The sequence below is a fragment of the Amylibacter marinus genome (assembly GCF_030160015.1).
Lineage (GTDB): Bacteria > Pseudomonadota > Alphaproteobacteria > Rhodobacterales > Rhodobacteraceae > Amylibacter > Amylibacter marinus.
Genome location: NZ_BSNN01000002.1, coordinates 67,761 through 84,628, shown reverse-complemented (window position 1 = coordinate 84,628; position 16,868 = coordinate 67,761). Strand labels below are relative to the sequence as shown.

The 16,868-nt window shown below is 50.4% G+C and carries 11 protein-coding genes; 10 read left to right on the top strand and 1 reads right to left on the bottom strand.

The genetic code is table 11. The features are described 5' to 3' along the window. Positions 1-114: 114 nt before the first annotated feature. The 3 genes from eno to QQL62_RS01170 all read left to right on the top strand — a co-directional run bounded on the left by eno (position 115) and on the right by QQL62_RS01170 (position 4,726). Positions 115-1,389 (top strand): phosphopyruvate hydratase, encoded by a 1,275-nt coding sequence (gene eno, locus QQL62_RS01180; RefSeq protein ID WP_284375365.1) that lies wholly within the window; start codon positions 115-117, stop codon positions 1,387-1,389. A gap of 137 nt (positions 1,390-1,526) precedes the next feature. Beyond that, a complete protein-coding gene (gene phnD, locus QQL62_RS01175; RefSeq protein WP_284375363.1) occupies positions 1,527-2,417 on the top strand; it encodes a phosphate/phosphite/phosphonate ABC transporter substrate-binding protein in 891 nt (296 codons plus the stop codon). A gap of 11 nt (positions 2,418-2,428) precedes the next feature. Beyond that, positions 2,429-4,726, top strand: coding sequence for a response regulator (locus QQL62_RS01170; RefSeq protein ID WP_284375360.1), 2,298 nt, complete (start codon positions 2,429-2,431; stop codon positions 4,724-4,726). Between the two features lie 26 nt (positions 4,727-4,752). Here the strand turns inward: QQL62_RS01170 and QQL62_RS01165 are convergent, their stop codons facing one another. Beyond that, positions 4,753-8,751: a PEP/pyruvate-binding domain-containing protein gene (locus QQL62_RS01165; protein ID WP_284375357.1), complete on the bottom strand. Its 3,999-nt coding sequence runs from the start codon at positions 8,749-8,751 to the stop codon at positions 4,753-4,755. 289 nt (positions 8,752-9,040) lie between these two features. Between QQL62_RS01165 and QQL62_RS01160 the strand changes: the two genes are divergently transcribed. From QQL62_RS01160 to QQL62_RS01130, 7 genes are all read left to right on the top strand, one after another. Continuing rightward, a complete protein-coding gene (locus QQL62_RS01160) occupies positions 9,041-10,222 on the top strand; it encodes an ABC transporter substrate-binding protein (protein ID WP_284375355.1) in 1,182 nt (393 codons plus the stop codon). 61 nt (positions 10,223-10,283) lie between these two features. Continuing rightward, entirely contained in the window at positions 10,284-11,060 is a 777-nt protein-coding gene (locus tag QQL62_RS01155) for an ABC transporter ATP-binding protein (RefSeq protein WP_284375353.1), read from the top strand. After that, entirely contained in the window at positions 11,057-11,761 is a 705-nt protein-coding gene (locus tag QQL62_RS01150; RefSeq protein WP_284375350.1) for an ABC transporter ATP-binding protein, read from the top strand. The genes QQL62_RS01155 and QQL62_RS01150 overlap by 4 nt, the downstream gene beginning before the upstream one ends. Before the next feature lies 1 nt (position 11,762). Then, positions 11,763-12,776 (top strand): branched-chain amino acid ABC transporter permease, encoded by a 1,014-nt coding sequence (locus QQL62_RS01145; RefSeq protein WP_284375348.1) that lies wholly within the window; start codon positions 11,763-11,765, stop codon positions 12,774-12,776. Further along, entirely contained in the window at positions 12,773-14,077 is a 1,305-nt protein-coding gene (locus QQL62_RS01140; protein ID WP_284375346.1) for a branched-chain amino acid ABC transporter permease, read from the top strand. Before QQL62_RS01145 ends, QQL62_RS01140 begins: the two co-directional genes overlap by 4 nt. A gap of 66 nt (positions 14,078-14,143) precedes the next feature. Then, positions 14,144-16,348: an efflux RND transporter permease subunit gene (locus tag QQL62_RS01135; RefSeq protein WP_284375344.1), complete on the top strand. Its 2,205-nt coding sequence runs from the start codon at positions 14,144-14,146 to the stop codon at positions 16,346-16,348. Further along, positions 16,345-16,866 carry a hypothetical protein gene (locus tag QQL62_RS01130; protein ID WP_284375341.1) on the top strand — a complete coding sequence of 174 codons (522 nt, stop codon included), beginning with the start codon at positions 16,345-16,347 and terminating at the stop codon, positions 16,864-16,866. The genes QQL62_RS01135 and QQL62_RS01130 overlap by 4 nt, the downstream gene beginning before the upstream one ends. The last annotated feature ends 2 nt before the right edge of the window (positions 16,867-16,868 follow it).

Below are 16,868 nucleotides of genomic sequence, written 5' to 3'. Positions count from 1 at the left end.
CCAAAAACTATACTTTTTTGACGTAACGGCACGAAATCACCCTCTGGCGCCCTTCACCTTTGCACCAGATCACGTTAGACGTTTGCTAACCGAGCAAAACAAAGGATCCTCCTCATGAGTATTATTATTGACGTCATCGGCCGTGAAATTCTCGACAGCCGCGGAAACCCAACAGTCGAGGTTGATGTTATCCTCGAAGATGGCACTATGGGACGTGCTGCGGTACCTTCAGGTGCATCGACTGGTGCCCACGAAGCTGTGGAATTGCGCGATGGTGACAAATCCCGTTATATGGGCAAGGGCGTGCAAAAAGCCGTAGAGGCCGTTAACGGTGAAATCGCCGAAATGCTGGTCGGCACTGATGCGCTAGAACAAGTCGAGATCGACGCTGCGATGATTGAGTTAGATGGCACACCAAACAAGGCACGCCTTGGGGCCAATGCAATTTTGGGTGTATCGCTGGCGGTGGCCAAGGCGGCGGCTGATTTCACATCACAGCCGCTGTATCGCTATATCGGCGGCACCTCTGCGCGTGTTTTGCCCGTGCCGATGATGAACATCATCAATGGCGGCGAACATGCTGACAACCCCATAGACATCCAAGAATTCATGATCATGCCTGTTGCGGCCAAGGATATCCGCGATGCGGTGCGCATTGGTGCGGAAATCTTCCACACGCTGAAGAAAGAGCTATCAAATGCCGGCCACAACACCGGTGTTGGCGATGAGGGTGGATTTGCGCCAAATCTGAATTCCACCACCGATGCGCTGGATTTCATTATGCAGTCAATTGAGAAAGCGGGATATAAGCCCGGCGAAGAGGTCTTCTTGGCCTTGGATTGCGCCGCCAGCGAGTATTACACCGACGGCGTTTACAACTTCAAAGGCGAGGGCAAGAAGCTGTCCTCAGAGGAAAACGCAGACTACCTAGCCAATTTGGTTGCCAACTATCCGATTATCTCAATCGAAGACGGCATGGACGAAGACGACTGGGATGGCTGGAAGATGCTAACAGATAAGATCGGCGATAAATGTCAGCTGGTTGGCGATGATCTGTTTGTTACCAATTCCGAGCGCCTTTCCACTGGTATTGAAAAAGGTAGCGCCAATTCAATGCTGGTAAAGGTAAACCAAATCGGATCCTTGACTGAAACATTAGAAGCCGTTGATATGGCCCACCGCGCGAAATTTAGCTGTGTAATGTCGCATCGTTCAGGGGAAACCGAGGATGCAACCATTGCAGATTTGGCTGTGGCCACCAATTGTGGGCAAATCAAAACCGGCTCGTTGGCACGCTCTGACCGGTTGGCAAAATACAACCAATTGATCCGTATCGAGGAACAATTGGGTAGCAGCGCAATTTATGCTGGTAAATCAATTCTAAAATAATCGCATCGATTGTTTAGATAAAATTATCATTATTTAGACGGGCAGATTCTGCCCCTCTAATCCAGTTATTAAGCATTTCAGTGCTACCTCGATCAGGTCTTTCAGCGCACGCTGTTACCCTACCAGAGGAAACCAAAATGCTTAAATATACAAAACACCCCACTTTCAGCCTGCCATCACCACGAGATATTTTACGCATTGCCGGTACTGGCATTGTTGCATCTCTATGCATGGGCCAAATGGCCGCGGCCGAGATTCAATTGACGTTTGGCACCTATACCGCTGACAAACCAACGCAGACGGTTCAGAAATTCAAGCCATTCCTAGATTATCTAAGCGAAAAGCTCAGCGATCAGTTGCAAGAGCCGGTTAAGATCAAGATGCAAATCTCGGGTAAATACGAACAAGGTATCGATGAATTGGTAAATGGCACGGTTGATTTCTCGCGATTTGGTCCCGCCTCTTATGTTTCCGCAAAGGACAGAAATACAGATATCGAAATCATCGCAATGGAATCCCAGAATGGTAAAAAAACCTTCAAAGGGATTATCGCAGTTCATGAGGATAGTGACATCCAAACCCTTGCGGATCTGGCGGATCGCTCTTTCGCATTTGGAGATCCGTTGTCCACTATTGGTCGCTACCTCGCCCAAAGCGAGCTAATCGAGGCCGGTATTTTTGAGGCTGACCTATCCGATCACGCCTTTTTAGGTCGCCATGATCGCGTCGGTACAGCTGTCGGCAAGAAAGATTACGACGCAGGTGCGCTAAAATCCAGTACCTTCAAAAAACTACAGGATAAAAACGTTCCCATTCGCAAGTTGGTTGATTTTGATAATGTAACCAAACCTTGGATCGTGCGCTCTGATATGGACCCACGTATCGTCGAAGCTATGCGTGTTGTCATGCTTTCGGCCACAGACAAGGACGTTCTGAAAACCGTTTCCAAATCTGGCTTCATCGAAGGTTCTGATGCGGATTATGACGACATTCGAAGCGCCATCGCAAAGAGTGCAACATTTAACTAGGATTCAGCCCCGTGAAAAAAATCAGCCTCTGGAAACAAATCACTCTGTCCATGATCGCCGTCGCGGTAGTTGTGGCCTATATTTCTGAAAACTTGGTACGCAAATTTGAAACAACGCGCCTGCAAAGCACATTGCAAGAACAGGCCGATTTAACGGTTTCCTTGCTTTCAGGATTGATGCTAGAGGCAATAATTGTCGAAGATATCCCTCTTATTGATACAGCCCTAGAAGAGGCGGTTACCCGTGCTCCCAAGCTGTTGCAAATAGTGGTCTATGACGAGGATCGCCAAGAGATCACACGGTTTCCGGCAAACGATACGTCACATGATGAATTGGTTAAAACTTTTAACCCAGATATCTTGTATGATGGCGAGGTTTTTGGATCTATGGAGGTTCTGTGGTCAACCAGAGAAGGTATTCAACAGGTGCAAGATGCCGTTAGGCAAGGCATGCTTGTGACCATCACAACCGTCGGCGCGATGGCGGTTCTTTTTCTGTTTTTAATCAATCGACTGGCAACAAACCCTCTGTCGATCATTCATAAAAATATGCAGGCGACAATTCTTAGGGACGCGTCTCCTTCGCAATCCTTACCAAAAATCGCAGCCGAGGAGTTCAACGCCCTAGATGGGTCGGTAAATATGCTGGAAATGGTTTTAGGCGAGCGGGATGAGCGAGAGGTCGCGCTTAACCGCGCCATAGAAGAGGCCAAAGGTGCAAGTCGTGCAAAGTCCGAGTTTCTTGCAAATATGAGCCACGAAATTCGCACCCCTATGAATGGGGTCATTGGCATGGCCGAGCTGATCTTAGAAACAGATCTATCCTCATCTCAGCACCTCTATGCCAAAACCATCGCTAACTCGGGCCAAAACTTGCTAACGATCATCAACGACATTTTGGATTTTTCCAAAATTGAAGCAGGCAAACTAGAATTGGATACCAAGCCCTTCAATCTACAGAGATGCCTCGAAGAAATTTTAACACTCGCCTCAAGCAATAGCGCAAAAAACAATGTTGAAATTTCCCTACGCTACGATCCAAAGTTGCCTATTGGCTTCCTTGGGGATCAAGATCGCTTGCGTCAGATCATCACAAATATAGTCGGTAATGCGGTGAAATTCACACTTCAAGGGAATATCGAAGTTGACGTTACGGGACAAAACGGTGCGGATGGGACCGCTCTTGAAATATCGGTCAAAGATTCTGGCGTTGGGATTCCTGCCGAAAAAATCGCAGGTATTTTTAATGAGTTCGAACAGGCGGACGGGGCAACCAATCGCAAATTTGAGGGGACAGGCCTTGGGCTTGCCATCTCTTCGCGTTTGATCCGCATGATGGGTGGTAAGATCGACGTCACATCCGTATTGGATCAAGGCTCGACCTTTACGATAAGCCTTACCTTACCTGCGAACAACGAGATTGTAGAAGCCCCCAGCGAAAATATGGATCATATCATAAACAAGCGCGTGTTGATTGTGGATGATCTTGAGGTCAATCGCACAATCCTTACCGAACGCCTGCGTAGCTGGGACATTGACCAGCAAGTTGCGGCCAGCGGAGCCGAAGCACTGGCGATGTTAAAAGAAGCCCAGCTTTCAGGAAAACCCTTTGATATGGTGATCCAAGACTATCAAATGCCAAACATGGATGGATTGGAACTTGCCCGACGGATTAGAGAAGAAAATCATTTTTCAGCCCTACCTCTGGTTATTCTATCCTCTGTCGATGATGCTGTTAATCTCAAGAAGCACACCGGCATAAATTTCGCAGATATCTTGTTGAAACCCGTCTCCTCAACCGCACTAAAACAAGTTCTTGCCAGTGCAATGAGCGCCACGACAACCACACAAGGCCAAAATGCAACGGCGACACCTAAGAAAATTGAGACTAAAGATCTTTCAAATACTACGGTCATGATCGTAGAGGACAATAAAACCAATCAGTTGGTCCTGAAAACCATGCTAAAGGTCACCAAATGCTCAATTGCCATCGCAAATAATGGGCTAGAGGGCCGAGACAATTTCCTTGAGGTCGCTCCCGATATTATTTTCATGGATATGTCGATGCCTAAAATGGATGGGCTAGAGGCCACGCGCGAAATTCGTCGCATTGAAAAAGAGAATGACCTGCTTCCCACCCCTATTATTGCGCTGACGGCCAACGCTATGAAGGGTGATAGAGAACGTTGCCTTGAGGCGGGGATGGATAGCTATCTGAGCAAGCCGATCAACAAAGCACGCCTAATGAAAGCGCTGTCTGAATATCTAGGCCCTGCGGTACCAGTTCTAAAGCTTGAAAATACCGCGTAACAGTTAGGTCTCCTCAGGTAACTACGCTACGATGCGGCTTTCTCAAACACTTGCAGTTCGTCACAGAGCACCAAAGACATCCCCCCATGTGCATCGATTTCAAGTTCTTTTCCGTGGATCAGTTGTGCGATACCATTACATCCAACGAACATAGCTATATCGCGTTCGCGCGCGACAATAGCCATATGGCTAAGCCAGCCTCCCACTTGCGAAACCACCCCCCCCGCTCGCAACACATAGGGCAACCAAGCAGGGTGCAGCATTGTACAAACAAGGATGTCACCCTCTTGAAAATCCACTAATTCCTCCCCTTTCTCAGTCTGCTCGGCGGTGGGGTGATAAATGCGCCCCGATACAGATCCACTACCCGAAACCCGATTACCCCCAATTTGCCCATCTTTAACATTTCTGATTTGCTCGCCTGGAATGCATGCACGTTCCATATCTCCTAGGGTCAACTCTGGTTGCTCTGGTGTATGTTCCTTTAGTGCCTCGCGAATTTGGACGCGTTTCTCTAACCGCTCAAGCAGTGTTTTAGTGATACCAGCTGTACAGGTGCCGATCTCATCAAAGGTCATATGAAACACCTTCTCGTCAATTCCCAACCGCATTCCAATTTCAAGACAAAAGCGTCTCTGTTCTGCAAGTAATTTTAGCGCCTCGTGTTTCGCACGCTCTTTCAAGCCCTGAAATTCCATCGCGCGTTCAAATCTTACGTCGCGTGGTTTGTCATCCGTGCGCGAGAACGCCATCGCATCACCAGCCTGTGCCAAATTCACCAACATTTCTGGCGCTTCAGAATATCGTGGGATGCTCAACTCATAATCATAAATTGCGCGGTGCCCCATATCGGAGATCAGTTTTTCGAGCCGCTTGTCTGCCTCCATTCCAGCAGACGCGGCCATCAATGCCGTAGGCGAAAACGGCACCATCCCCTGCAAGGCGGTCGAGATTTCCACATCCTGTTTCTGCGCAGCCTCCTGTGCCCGTGCCAGTGTGAAACTGGCTAGAATATTCACCATTTCCGCGCATACATAAACCTCATCAACAAAAAACCGGTGGTTCTCCAGCAGGCATTCTATCAGGGCCGCAGTGTCAAGGCGCGTAACATCCAGCGCTTGGATCAACGCCAAGCGACGATGATAGTTTGGTAGAAAATCCTCTTCAAATTCTGCATGGAATAAACCAACTTGCCTGTTCAGATGCTTGATCGTGCCACGCCCCATTTGCAACGCGGATTGTTCCTTAAGTTGGCGATCAGAATAAATCTTGCCAAAAACATTCACCAAATGCCCGGGCACCTCTTCTGGGATTTGATATCGCATCCCAAGTGCCGCGCAGGCTTGCTCGACACTGCCCCCAGCCCCCCAAATGTCGCCCATCATTGAAAAGGACAGCGGAGTTGGATAGGGAAGAACCTCCGACATTTCATCCTGTTCAAGAACCACCTGATCCGGTGCCATATTTGCAAAACGCTCAAACAGATCTTGCCAATGGTGCGATACAGGATCCCCCCCCCTAGCTTCTTTGCTCAGCGTGGTTATATCACGGCTTTGCAAAATATATAGCGCGCCATCCGCATAAGCCCATTCAATATCTTGTGGTGTTCCAAAAATTTCAGCGATTTCATCCCCAAGCGCCAAGAGCGCGCGCACATCAATCGGTGGGGAGTCTGGCGATAGGTTTTCCTTGGTAAACCGACCAAACCTCAGGGTTTGCGGGGTAACGCGCCCAGATACTAGATCATCAGCGGTCCCCTCTACAATCTCTAATAGCATTGCCCCAGGTGCTGTTGGATCTTGGGTAAACAGAACCCCTGAATACTGTGCATCAACCATCTGCTGTATTAGAATATTTCCGCGATCGCTGCCCGTGCCTGCATAGCTTGCCGCGCGAGATGTGGTGAAGGATTCCAGCACGCTGTCGATCGCCCAGCCGAGGCCATTTTGCTCCACGTGTAGGACACTTTCAAACACGCCAGCAAAACTCTGCTCCTCGCCATCTTCATCTGCAGCGGAACTGCGAACGGCGCAGGGTTTCTGGCCAATAAGTTTCCATATTTTTTGGTAAAAGATCTCTTTTTGCACTGGGGATAGATTGGCATATGTTTGCAATGTTTGCGTATCCAACACCACGCCATCAGGCACGGGAATCCCAGCGGCTTTCATCACCGCCAAGCGCAATGATTTATTCCCACTCTCCCCCAAGGCCGCCACATGACTAAGAGGGCGAATTCCACTAAGAAAATACCGCGCTTTCAGGTTTTGAATCCACATTAAAACCCCATTATAGGTTTTTTCCCATAGACCAACCACATAGGCGCGCTGTGCGAGCAACAAAACCATGCTGGAATTCAAATAGACCATGCCCGCGCCGCTAATCGCCCAGACAAGGACCATCAATAACGGGAAGGAAACCGCCCACGAAACAACCCTTTGCCGCGTATTTTTAGCAACGGCAACATGCAGGTAAATTCCGCCCAACAGGCAGAATAAGACCGGCAGCACCAAGGACGGATCTGGCAGATGCATCTGCTGCATCCATAGCAATGGCCCCATGTTGCTGGCAGCCATTTTCTCTACAGCGCTCAACCCAAGTAGCATCACCGGTAAAAACAACAGCGCCGTCAAATTACGCATAGGCGTCAAGCCCAGTTTGCTATTCAAGGCCTGTAATGCCCGAATTTTTCGCGCGGGCTCGTGTTTCAAGCGTGCCTTAATGCGATCAAACTGATCCTTTGCTGCGCGGCTAACCAATTGATCCCGTTCTGATTTTAATGCAATTGGCAAAACCAAAACCCGAGAAATCAACGAGAGCGCAAAAATAGCCAAAAGAATATGTGTGCGATCCGCAACCCATCCCAGCCCAAGGGCCAATCCATCTATCATCTGTTGCCACATCGATAGGTTTTGTCCTGCCAACCATTGTTGTACATGCGGTTTTGGCGCTGGGGGGATGAAATACTCCCAAGGTGTGGTATAGCGCCCCCTGAAATCAAAACCGCGCGCGGCCAATTCGTACCCGAGAACCTGTCCCATAAAGCAACTGCGCCGATCATAACATGCGGCAACTGTTGGCTTGTTCTCTAGCGCATCGATGCTGGCGATTAGTTGATCCGTGGGCATCGCGCGCAGTGGGATATTTATCGCACCGGGCAGATGACCTGTGGCAAAATCCCCAGGATATCGAGTATCGACGATTTGCACCGACTGCTCGGCCAGCTCCGATCTGAAATCATCGGTGGACAACAAACGGTCTTTGTTCTTGTAGTTTGGTATTGCGCGTAAATCCGAAAGGCCGCGCACGTTTTTATCACTAAAATCGCGTCCCTCTACGATCCATTTCTCTACGCCGCCAGCAATAAAGCGGCAATCCACCCCCAATTTCGCCAAATTTGCGCAGGTTTCGGAACTTCTGTTACCGTTATGACAATATAGAACCAACTTCTTATCAGCGTAAGATTGTAAATTATTTGCGATATCAGGGAAACGGATATGTTGGCTGTTTGGCAGGCTGCCCATTTGGTGTTCGGCCGCCTCGCGCACATCCACAAACACCACATCCCCCCCCTCCAAAAGCGCCTCTGCCTGTTCCGATGACACGGCAAACTGATTGAGTACCTGCTTGTCAAAGGAGGTCTCTTTCAGGTTTTCATCTTGGATCGTGGTGCCATCAAACTGGGCGGGGCGCAGCAATGTAGCCTGAAGGCGCGCTTGTTCTTTGGCCGCAGAATTTTGATACTGTAGGATAACAGTTACCAGCAACGCCATACTAAGAAGCCCAAAGCAAGTTGCTGTTATAACTGCCTTTTTGCTACTCTTAGGCCCAGATTTTCGGCGCAATCCGGCCCGTGCGCCCAGTGCGGCACTACCCCCGGTGATCATTGCCAATCCCACCGCAAATACCTGAGTTAACGAGGAAACAGACCCAATGACCAACTCTGGTGATGGGATCGCAACCGCTGGCCCCCCAATTAACGCCACCAGCCCGCATGCAACACCGCCTCTAATCTTCTTGCTATTCATTATGGTCCCCTGCTCTGCTTTATCGATGAGTAAAACTTGTCGAAAAGTTTAAGAGTCTCGGTAATAGGGATGTTTCGTAAACACGCGGTTAATTTTATTTTCTTTAATTTTTTACAAAGTAGTTCAAATTACGGCCCACAACCTGTGCAAGAACCCATTGCACGGTAAGAATGAAAATGACCCATTACAAAAAAAAAGTAGTCATAAATGTGAATTGCCGTTTAAGCTCAAATTAGTTTGCGATTCTAACCCTTGGTTGGAAAAGAACAAACATCTATGGGAGAAAAATATGAGAAAATTACTTTTAACGTCAGTTGCTGTATTGGGTACGACTGCAAGTCTTGCTATGGCCGATGATGTAAAGATCGGCGTATTCTTGGGCTTCACCGGCCCAATCGAAAGCTTGGTTGCACAAATGGCCCCCGGTGCAGAGGCCGCCATCGCAGAGGTATCTGCCTCGGGTAAATTCATGGGCGGAAATACCGTATCTGCCGTGCGCGCAGATACAACATGTGTTGACGCCGCCGCCGCGACCGCCGCCGCAGAACGCCTGATCACCTCAGACAAGGTCTCTGGTATTGTGGGTGGGGATTGCTCAGGCGTGACCACTGCAACCCTGACAAATGTGGCAATGCCTAATGGCATGGTGATGATTTCCCCATCTGCTACATCCCCTGCCCTATCTACAATCGAGGATAATGGGTTGTTCTTCCGCACAGCACCCTCTGATGCACGCCAAGGTGTTGTGATGACCGAAATCATCATGGACCGAGGCATTAAGGAAGTGGCTCTGACCTATACCAATAACGATTACGGCAAGGGCTTGGCCGATGCATTCGCCACCGCATACGAGGCCGCAGGCGGCACGATAACCATCAACACCAGCCATGAAGATGGCAAGGCGGATTACTCTGCCGAGGTGGGCGCATTGGCCGCCGCCGGTGGCGAAGTACTGGTTGTTGCGGGCTACCTTGATCAAGGCGGCAAAGGCATCATCCAAGGCGCGTTAGACACAGGCGCATTTGACACCTTTGTTCTACCCGATGGCATGGTTGGTGATGCATTGCCTGCCGCTATTGGCTCTGATCTTGATGGCTCTTTTGGCCAAGCACCGGGTACAGACAGCCCAGGTGCCGGTAAATTGGCAGAAATGGCAGATGGCTTTGATGCTACCTCTCCTTTCTCTGCTGAATCCTATGATGCGGCGGCCCTGATCCTACTGGCCATGCAGGCGGCAAATTCCAGCGCCCCAGCCGATTACAAGGGCAAGGTGTTTGATGTGGCCAATGCGCCGGGCGAAAAGATCCTGCCGGGTGAATTGGGCAAGGCGCTTGATATCTTAGCATCAGGTGGCGAGATCGATTATGTTGGCGCATCCAACGTAGAGCTGATCGGCGCCGGTGAAAGTGCCGGTAACTACCGCGAAATCGAAATCAAAGACAAAGCCGTTAGCACCGTTGGCTACCGCTAATCTTTGAACTGTAATTTCAGGCGAGCCAGATTGCGCTCGCCTGATTTTTTTTGGATCCCCCATGATAGAAGTTAAAAACCTTAGCAAAAGCTTCAGCGGGTTTCTCGCTGTAAATGATGCCTCCTTGAAAATCGAAACTGGCTCGATCACCGGCCTTGTTGGCCCCAATGGCGCAGGTAAGACCACGCTGTTTAACGTGATTGCGGGCGTTCACGCACCAACTGATGGCCAAGTGCTACTTGATGGCCAAGATATAACTGGCCTTGCGCCACATGAATTGTTCCACCGCGGGCTACTGCGCACATTTCAAATCGCCCACGAATTCTCATCCCTTACAGTACGCGAAAACCTGATGATGGTGCCCGCCGATCAAATGGGCGAAACCCTATGGAAAACATGGACAAACCCATCCGCCGTACGTGCCCAAGAGGAACAAACCCGGGCCAAAGCGGACGATGTGATCGAGTTTCTGGAAATATCTCATGTGGCAGACGAACTTGCGGGCAACCTGTCTGGTGGTCAGAAGAAGCTACTAGAGCTGGGCCGCACCATGATGGTGGATGCCAAAATCGTCTTCCTGGACGAGGTCGGGGCTGGTGTTAATCGTACCCTGCTAAACACAATAGGTGATGCCATCATCCGTTTAAACCAAGAACGCGGCTATACATTCTGTGTGATCGAACATGATATGGATTTCATTGGGCGCCTGTGTGATCCCGTGATCGTAATGGCCGAAGGCGGCGTTCTGGCCGAGGGCACATTGGATGAAATCAAAGCAAATGAACAGGTTATCGAGGCCTATCTAGGCACCGGCCTAAAGAATAAGGAAGCATCATGAGCTATCTCATTGGTGAAGGCATGACGGGGGGCTATGGCGGCGCTGATATTTTGCATGACTGTACCATCGCCGCTGAAAAGGGCGAGATCGCCGTGATCGTTGGCCCCAATGGTGCTGGGAAATCCACCGCCATGAAAGCGGTGTTTGGCATGCTAAATATCCATACGGGACGTGTCGTTTTGGACGGCGAGGATATCACAGAGCTTTCGCCCCAGGAGCGCGTGGGCAAAGGCATGGCCTTTGTGCCACAGACCAACAATGTGTTCCCCACTATGTCCGTTGAAGAAAACCTAGAAATGGGGGCGTTTTTGCGCCGCGATGACATCTCGGTGACAATGGAACAGGTATTCGAACTTTTCCCAATCTTGGGCGATAAACGCCGCCAGAACGCGGGCGAATTATCCGGTGGGCAACGCCAACAGGTGGCCGTGGGTCGCGCGTTGATGACCCAGCCGAAATTGCTGATGCTAGACGAGCCAACCGCTGGCGTTTCGCCGATCGTTATGGATGAACTGTTTGATCGCATCATCGAGGTGGCCCGCACAGGTATTTCCATCCTGATGGTTGAACAAAATGCCCGTCAAGCATTGAACATCGCCGACAAGGGATATGTTTTGGTTCAGGGGCGCAATCGATTTACGGACACAGGGGCGGCACTAATGGCCAACCCAGAGGTCCGCGCTAGCTTCTTGGGGGGCTGATATGACTGATATTCTTAACGCATTTATCTTGCTGTCGAATTTTGTGCTGATCCCAGCTATTGCCTATGGCAGTCAGCTGGCGCTTGGCGCGCTAGGGATCACACTGATCTATGGTATCCTACGCTTTTCTAACTTTGCGCATGGCGACACCATGGCCTTTGGCACCATGTTTGTCATCCTATTTACATGGTGGTTCCAATCCATGGGGATAAACCTTGGGCCATTGCCCACCGCCCTGTTGGCCCTGCCCTTTGGCATTGCCTGTTGCATTGGGTTTGTTCTGATCACCGATCGTACAGTTTATAAGTTCTACCGAAAACAAAAAGCCGCCCCTGTGATCTATGTGATCGCCTCTGTGGGGGTGATGTTTGTGATGAACGGGTTGGTGCGTTTTGTGATTGGCCCAAATGATCAACGCTTTGCTGATGGCGAACGTTTTATCATAAAAGCACGTGAATTCAAACAGATGACAGGCCTAAGCGAGGGCATGTCCATCAAGGTCAGCCAAGGCCTTACCCTTGTAACCGCCGTTTTGGTGGTGATTGCGCTGTTTTGGTTTTTGAACAAAACCCGCACTGGTAAATCCATGCGCGCCTATTCCGATAACGAGGATTTGGCGCTATTATCAGGGATCGATCCCGACAAGGTGGTGCGCGTCACATGGATACTGGCGGCTGTTCTCGCAACAATCGCAGGCACGCTCTATGGGCTTGATAAATCGTTCAAACCCTTCACCTATTTTCAGCTGTTGTTGCCAATGTTTGCAGCCGCAATCGTTGGCGGCCTAGGCAGCCCAGTTGGCGCAATCGCCGGTGGTTTCGTGATCGCATTTTCCGAGATAATGATCACTTATCCCTATAAAAAATTCATAGCATATATTGGACCGGACGGCTGGACGCCCAATGGGCTAATGCAATTGCTGGCCACGGATTACAAATTTGCCGTTAGCTTTATTATCCTACTGGTGGTGCTATTGTTTAAACCCACCGGCCTATTCGCGGGGAAATCCGTATGATCAAGCAAAATAAAAATATCCGCTACTTTGGCATTATGGCTCTGTTGCTGATTATTGTCGGGGTTTTCCAAAGCTGGAATGTCTCTCTGTCTATCCTAAACCTCTGCCTGATCTCTGCGATCATGGCGCTGGGTGTGAATATGCAATGGGGCTATGCCGGCCTGTTTAATGTCGGTATCATGGGCTTTGCAGCCCTTGGAGGCTTGGCAGCGGTATTGATCGCCCAACCTGCAGTTCAGCCAGCTTGGCAAGCCGCGGGTACAGGTCTGTGGCTGGGCTTGGGGATTTTCATCGCAACAGTTATTGTTGCTACAGTGCTGTACCGCAAATTACCCAAATCCCTATTTCGAATGGCCCTTGTGACCTTCGTATCAATACTAGGCTATATCCTGCTGCGCATTTATTTTGATCCGGTTACCCATGCAATTGAGAAGGTCGAGCCAGCTAAAACTGGCTATCTTGGTGGGCTTGGCCTACCTGTTCTGCTGGCATGGCCCGTGGGCGGGGCACTGGCGGGGGCAGTCGCTTGGGTAATTGGTAAAATCACACTGGGGTTACGCTCGGATTATCTGGCCATTGCCACCTTGGGAATATCCGAAATTATCGTAGCCGTCCTAAAGCACGAAGACTGGATGTCACGCGGGGTTAAAAACGTGGTCGGCCTCCCCCGCCCTGTGCCTTATGAGACCAACCTGCAAGCCTCCGAATGGTTCCAAACCTTGGCCGCAAGTTTAGGTGCAGATGTGGTCGGATTTTCCTCCATCTTCGTAAAACTCTGTTATGCAGGCCTGTTCGCGGTGGTGCTGATCCTATTCTTGTACCTATCTGAAAAGGCCCTGAAATCCCCATGGGGACGCATGATGCGCGCCATTCGCGATAACGAGGTATCGGCCAATGCCATGGGCAAGAACGTAACCGCGCGCCACCTTCAGGTGTTTGTGCTGGGTTCTGTGGTGATCGGGGTTGCTGGCGCCATGCTCACCACCCTAGACGGCCAGCTTACGCCCAGCTCGTATCAACCGCTGCGCTTTACCTTTTTGATCTGGGTGATGGTGATTGTTGGCGGATCGGGGAATAATATGGGCGCGGTTCTCGGGGGCTTTATTATCTGGTTCTTCTGGATCGAGGCAGAACCCATGGGACTGTGGCTGATGAACCTGATTACATCGGGTATGGACACAGACAGCGACCTGCGCGCGCATCTAATCGATTCAGCGGCACATATGCGCCTAATTACCATGGGCATGATCCTACTGCTGGCCCTGCGTTTCCGCCCCCGCGGTTTGCTCCCAGAGCGCTAAAACTCCTTGCCTTTCGCGCCCCGCAGGTTAGCCTGTGGGGTGCATAGATTGGTAATAGGGAATAAGATGCCCATTGGTTCACGCCGTTTTCTGGTTTTCGCTTGGGCCTTAACCATTTGCCTGAGCGCGATTATGGCTATTTCAGTCACGCGGCTGGCCTTCAACGACGGGCTTAGCACTGCCTTTGAAAGCGATACCGAAACCTTTCGCGCCTTCCAGAATTTCAGCGAACGGTTTAATTCCGATGGCGCCGAAATTTTGGTGCTGTTTCACACAGATGATTTCGCACATCCGCAGAAAAATACCGCCGTTGAAACATTCATCACCGAGGCCCAGTTCATCGAAAACGTCAGTGCTGTGCTCTCGCCGTTCAGCTTTCAGTATACCAGCCCAGAAGGGGTTGAGGATTTTCTCTTCCCTTATCAACGCCCAGCGCAGTCTGAGATGGCACAGCGCCTTTCTCATGCACAGGCGCAAAACCCGCGCCTTGGCACGCTGATATCCCCCGATCGCCAGCATCTGTTGGTGGTGATATCCCTAACTTCCTATCCAGAAACCGGTCCAGACCAGCAAGTATTGCTGGCCCAATTAAATGAGCTGGCCACGGCCAGCACCGCCGATCTGGGAATCAATGCCGCCCTATCGGGTTATCCGGTTTTGCGTACTGAAACCGTGCGCTTGCTGTTTCAAGAATTCATCTGGCTTAATGTTTTTGGCGCAGTGATGGGGCTAACATTGGCGGTGCTGACATTGGGCAATCTGGGGCTTGGAATTATCACAACACTGTCCAGCGGCTTGGCCTTGTTGTGGGCAGCGGGGGCTATGGTTTTCCTAGGCTTTCAGATAAACGTAATTACGGTGGCACTGCCAGCCCTGATCCTAATCCTGTCGTTTGCCGAAGCTATTCATCTGGTATTGGAAATTCGCCAACAGATTGCCGATGGGCGAGCCAATCCGATCCACCGCGCGGTTAGGCGCATCTTTCCTGCTGCGGGATTGGCGGCCATTACCACGGGCATTGCTCTGGGCAGCTTGATGCTATCGCCATCGGCACTGATTTACCAGCTTGGCTTTGCGGGGCTGTTTGCCACACTGATTTCAACGATTACGATTTTTACCATCGTTCCGCTGGTCTTTCTGACGTTGGGTTATTTTAATCGGTTGTCGTGGGTCAATACAGATGCAGGCCTCCGCATGCAGCGCCGTTTTGGCCTTGGAGGACTAATTAAAATTGCCCAAGTCGCCCCGGTTAAAACCTGCGCAAGTGGGTTGGTGATCTTTGCGACCAGCCTCTGTATCTATGCCCAGCTGCCCTATTCTTACTCTTTGTACGAGGGTCTAAAACCCAACGCAGAACCCGTTGCCACCCTGCGCACGATAGAAACACAGCTGTCGCCGATCGGCACTATAAAATTCGAGCACCCGATAGAACCCATTGATCAGCTAAAACAAGCAACAATTGCCCTGCGCGGCGAATTTGGGGCACAAAACATCCTAGGCCTCTATGATGTTATCGAAGATGATCCCCTGAATTGGCGCCAAACTTTGGCCGCCCTACCGCTGCCCCTATCGCAACAGCTGATCTCGCATGACGCTACCAGCACCGTAATCACGCTGGTGCATCCCTATCAAAACTCTGGCGCAACTGCAGCATATCTTGGCGAGATCACCCCAAGAATTGCCAGTATGCCACAGCTTGCGGCACTTGGCCCGCCAACGGGTGCCTTGGTTCTATCGTCGTTAACCAGCCGCGAAATGCTGTCGGCCTTTGCGCGTTGCTTTCTGTTTGCAGTTTTGATTTCTGGTGTCCTAATCTCTTGGTGGTTGCGCAATGCAATAATTGGTATATGTGTCATGATACCCAATGTGTTGCCCATTACAGTGGTGGGTTCGGTGATGGTGTTTTTGGATTATGGGCTTAGCTTCTCGTCTGGTGTTGCGCTGACCATCGCCTTTGGCATTGCAATTGACGACACAGTACACGTGCTAAATCGCCTGCGTATTCAGGCAAAAGAGACCCCACATATGGCCCCACATATGATTCTAAATGCCGTGCGCCAAACCGCGCCTGCGCTGATGATCTCATCCTTGATTTTGGTCATGGGATTGCTGGGTAATTTCGTGTCCGAAATGCCGCCCTTGGCGATATTTGGTGGGCTGTCGATCGGGGTATTTATTATGGCACTGTTGTCGGATGTGTTGTTTCTGCCGGCGCTGTTGATTTGCCTTACGCAGATTTTACCTGCAAAATTTCTAAGGATTGGAAAATGATCTCGCTGTTTCGTCTTTCTATTGGTGCGTTCCTCTGCGCGACAGTACCAGCAACTGCGAATTTCTTAGCAATGACCGATTCCCAAAAATGGCGCGGTGTTGGGTATGCTCAACAGAAGCCAACCGCTCCCAAGCAACGTGCGCAATGCCGCCTGACGTCGACCCCGACCGCTACTGGAAACCCGCAAAACAGCTTTACTATTATTGGTCGTTGTTCCACCCCGGCAGGAGCAAGCCGCCTAACCCTAATGGCGAAGCAGCACAGCAATGGGCGCCTAAGCGCCACCCTAACCACTAGGGTCAACAACACCGTCCACGAATTGTCCGGCGAAGAACACCCTGATCGTCTAGTTTTTTACAGCCCAGATCATATCCAGTTAGATGGTCTTGCCTATCGCATGGAATTGCTATTAATCTGGAGGTCGAACGGATCCTTTCACCTTAGTCAAACCCTGTTTGCAACTGAATCGGACACCAAACACACCATCCTAGAAATGGAATTTCAAGCCATCCCCTAGCA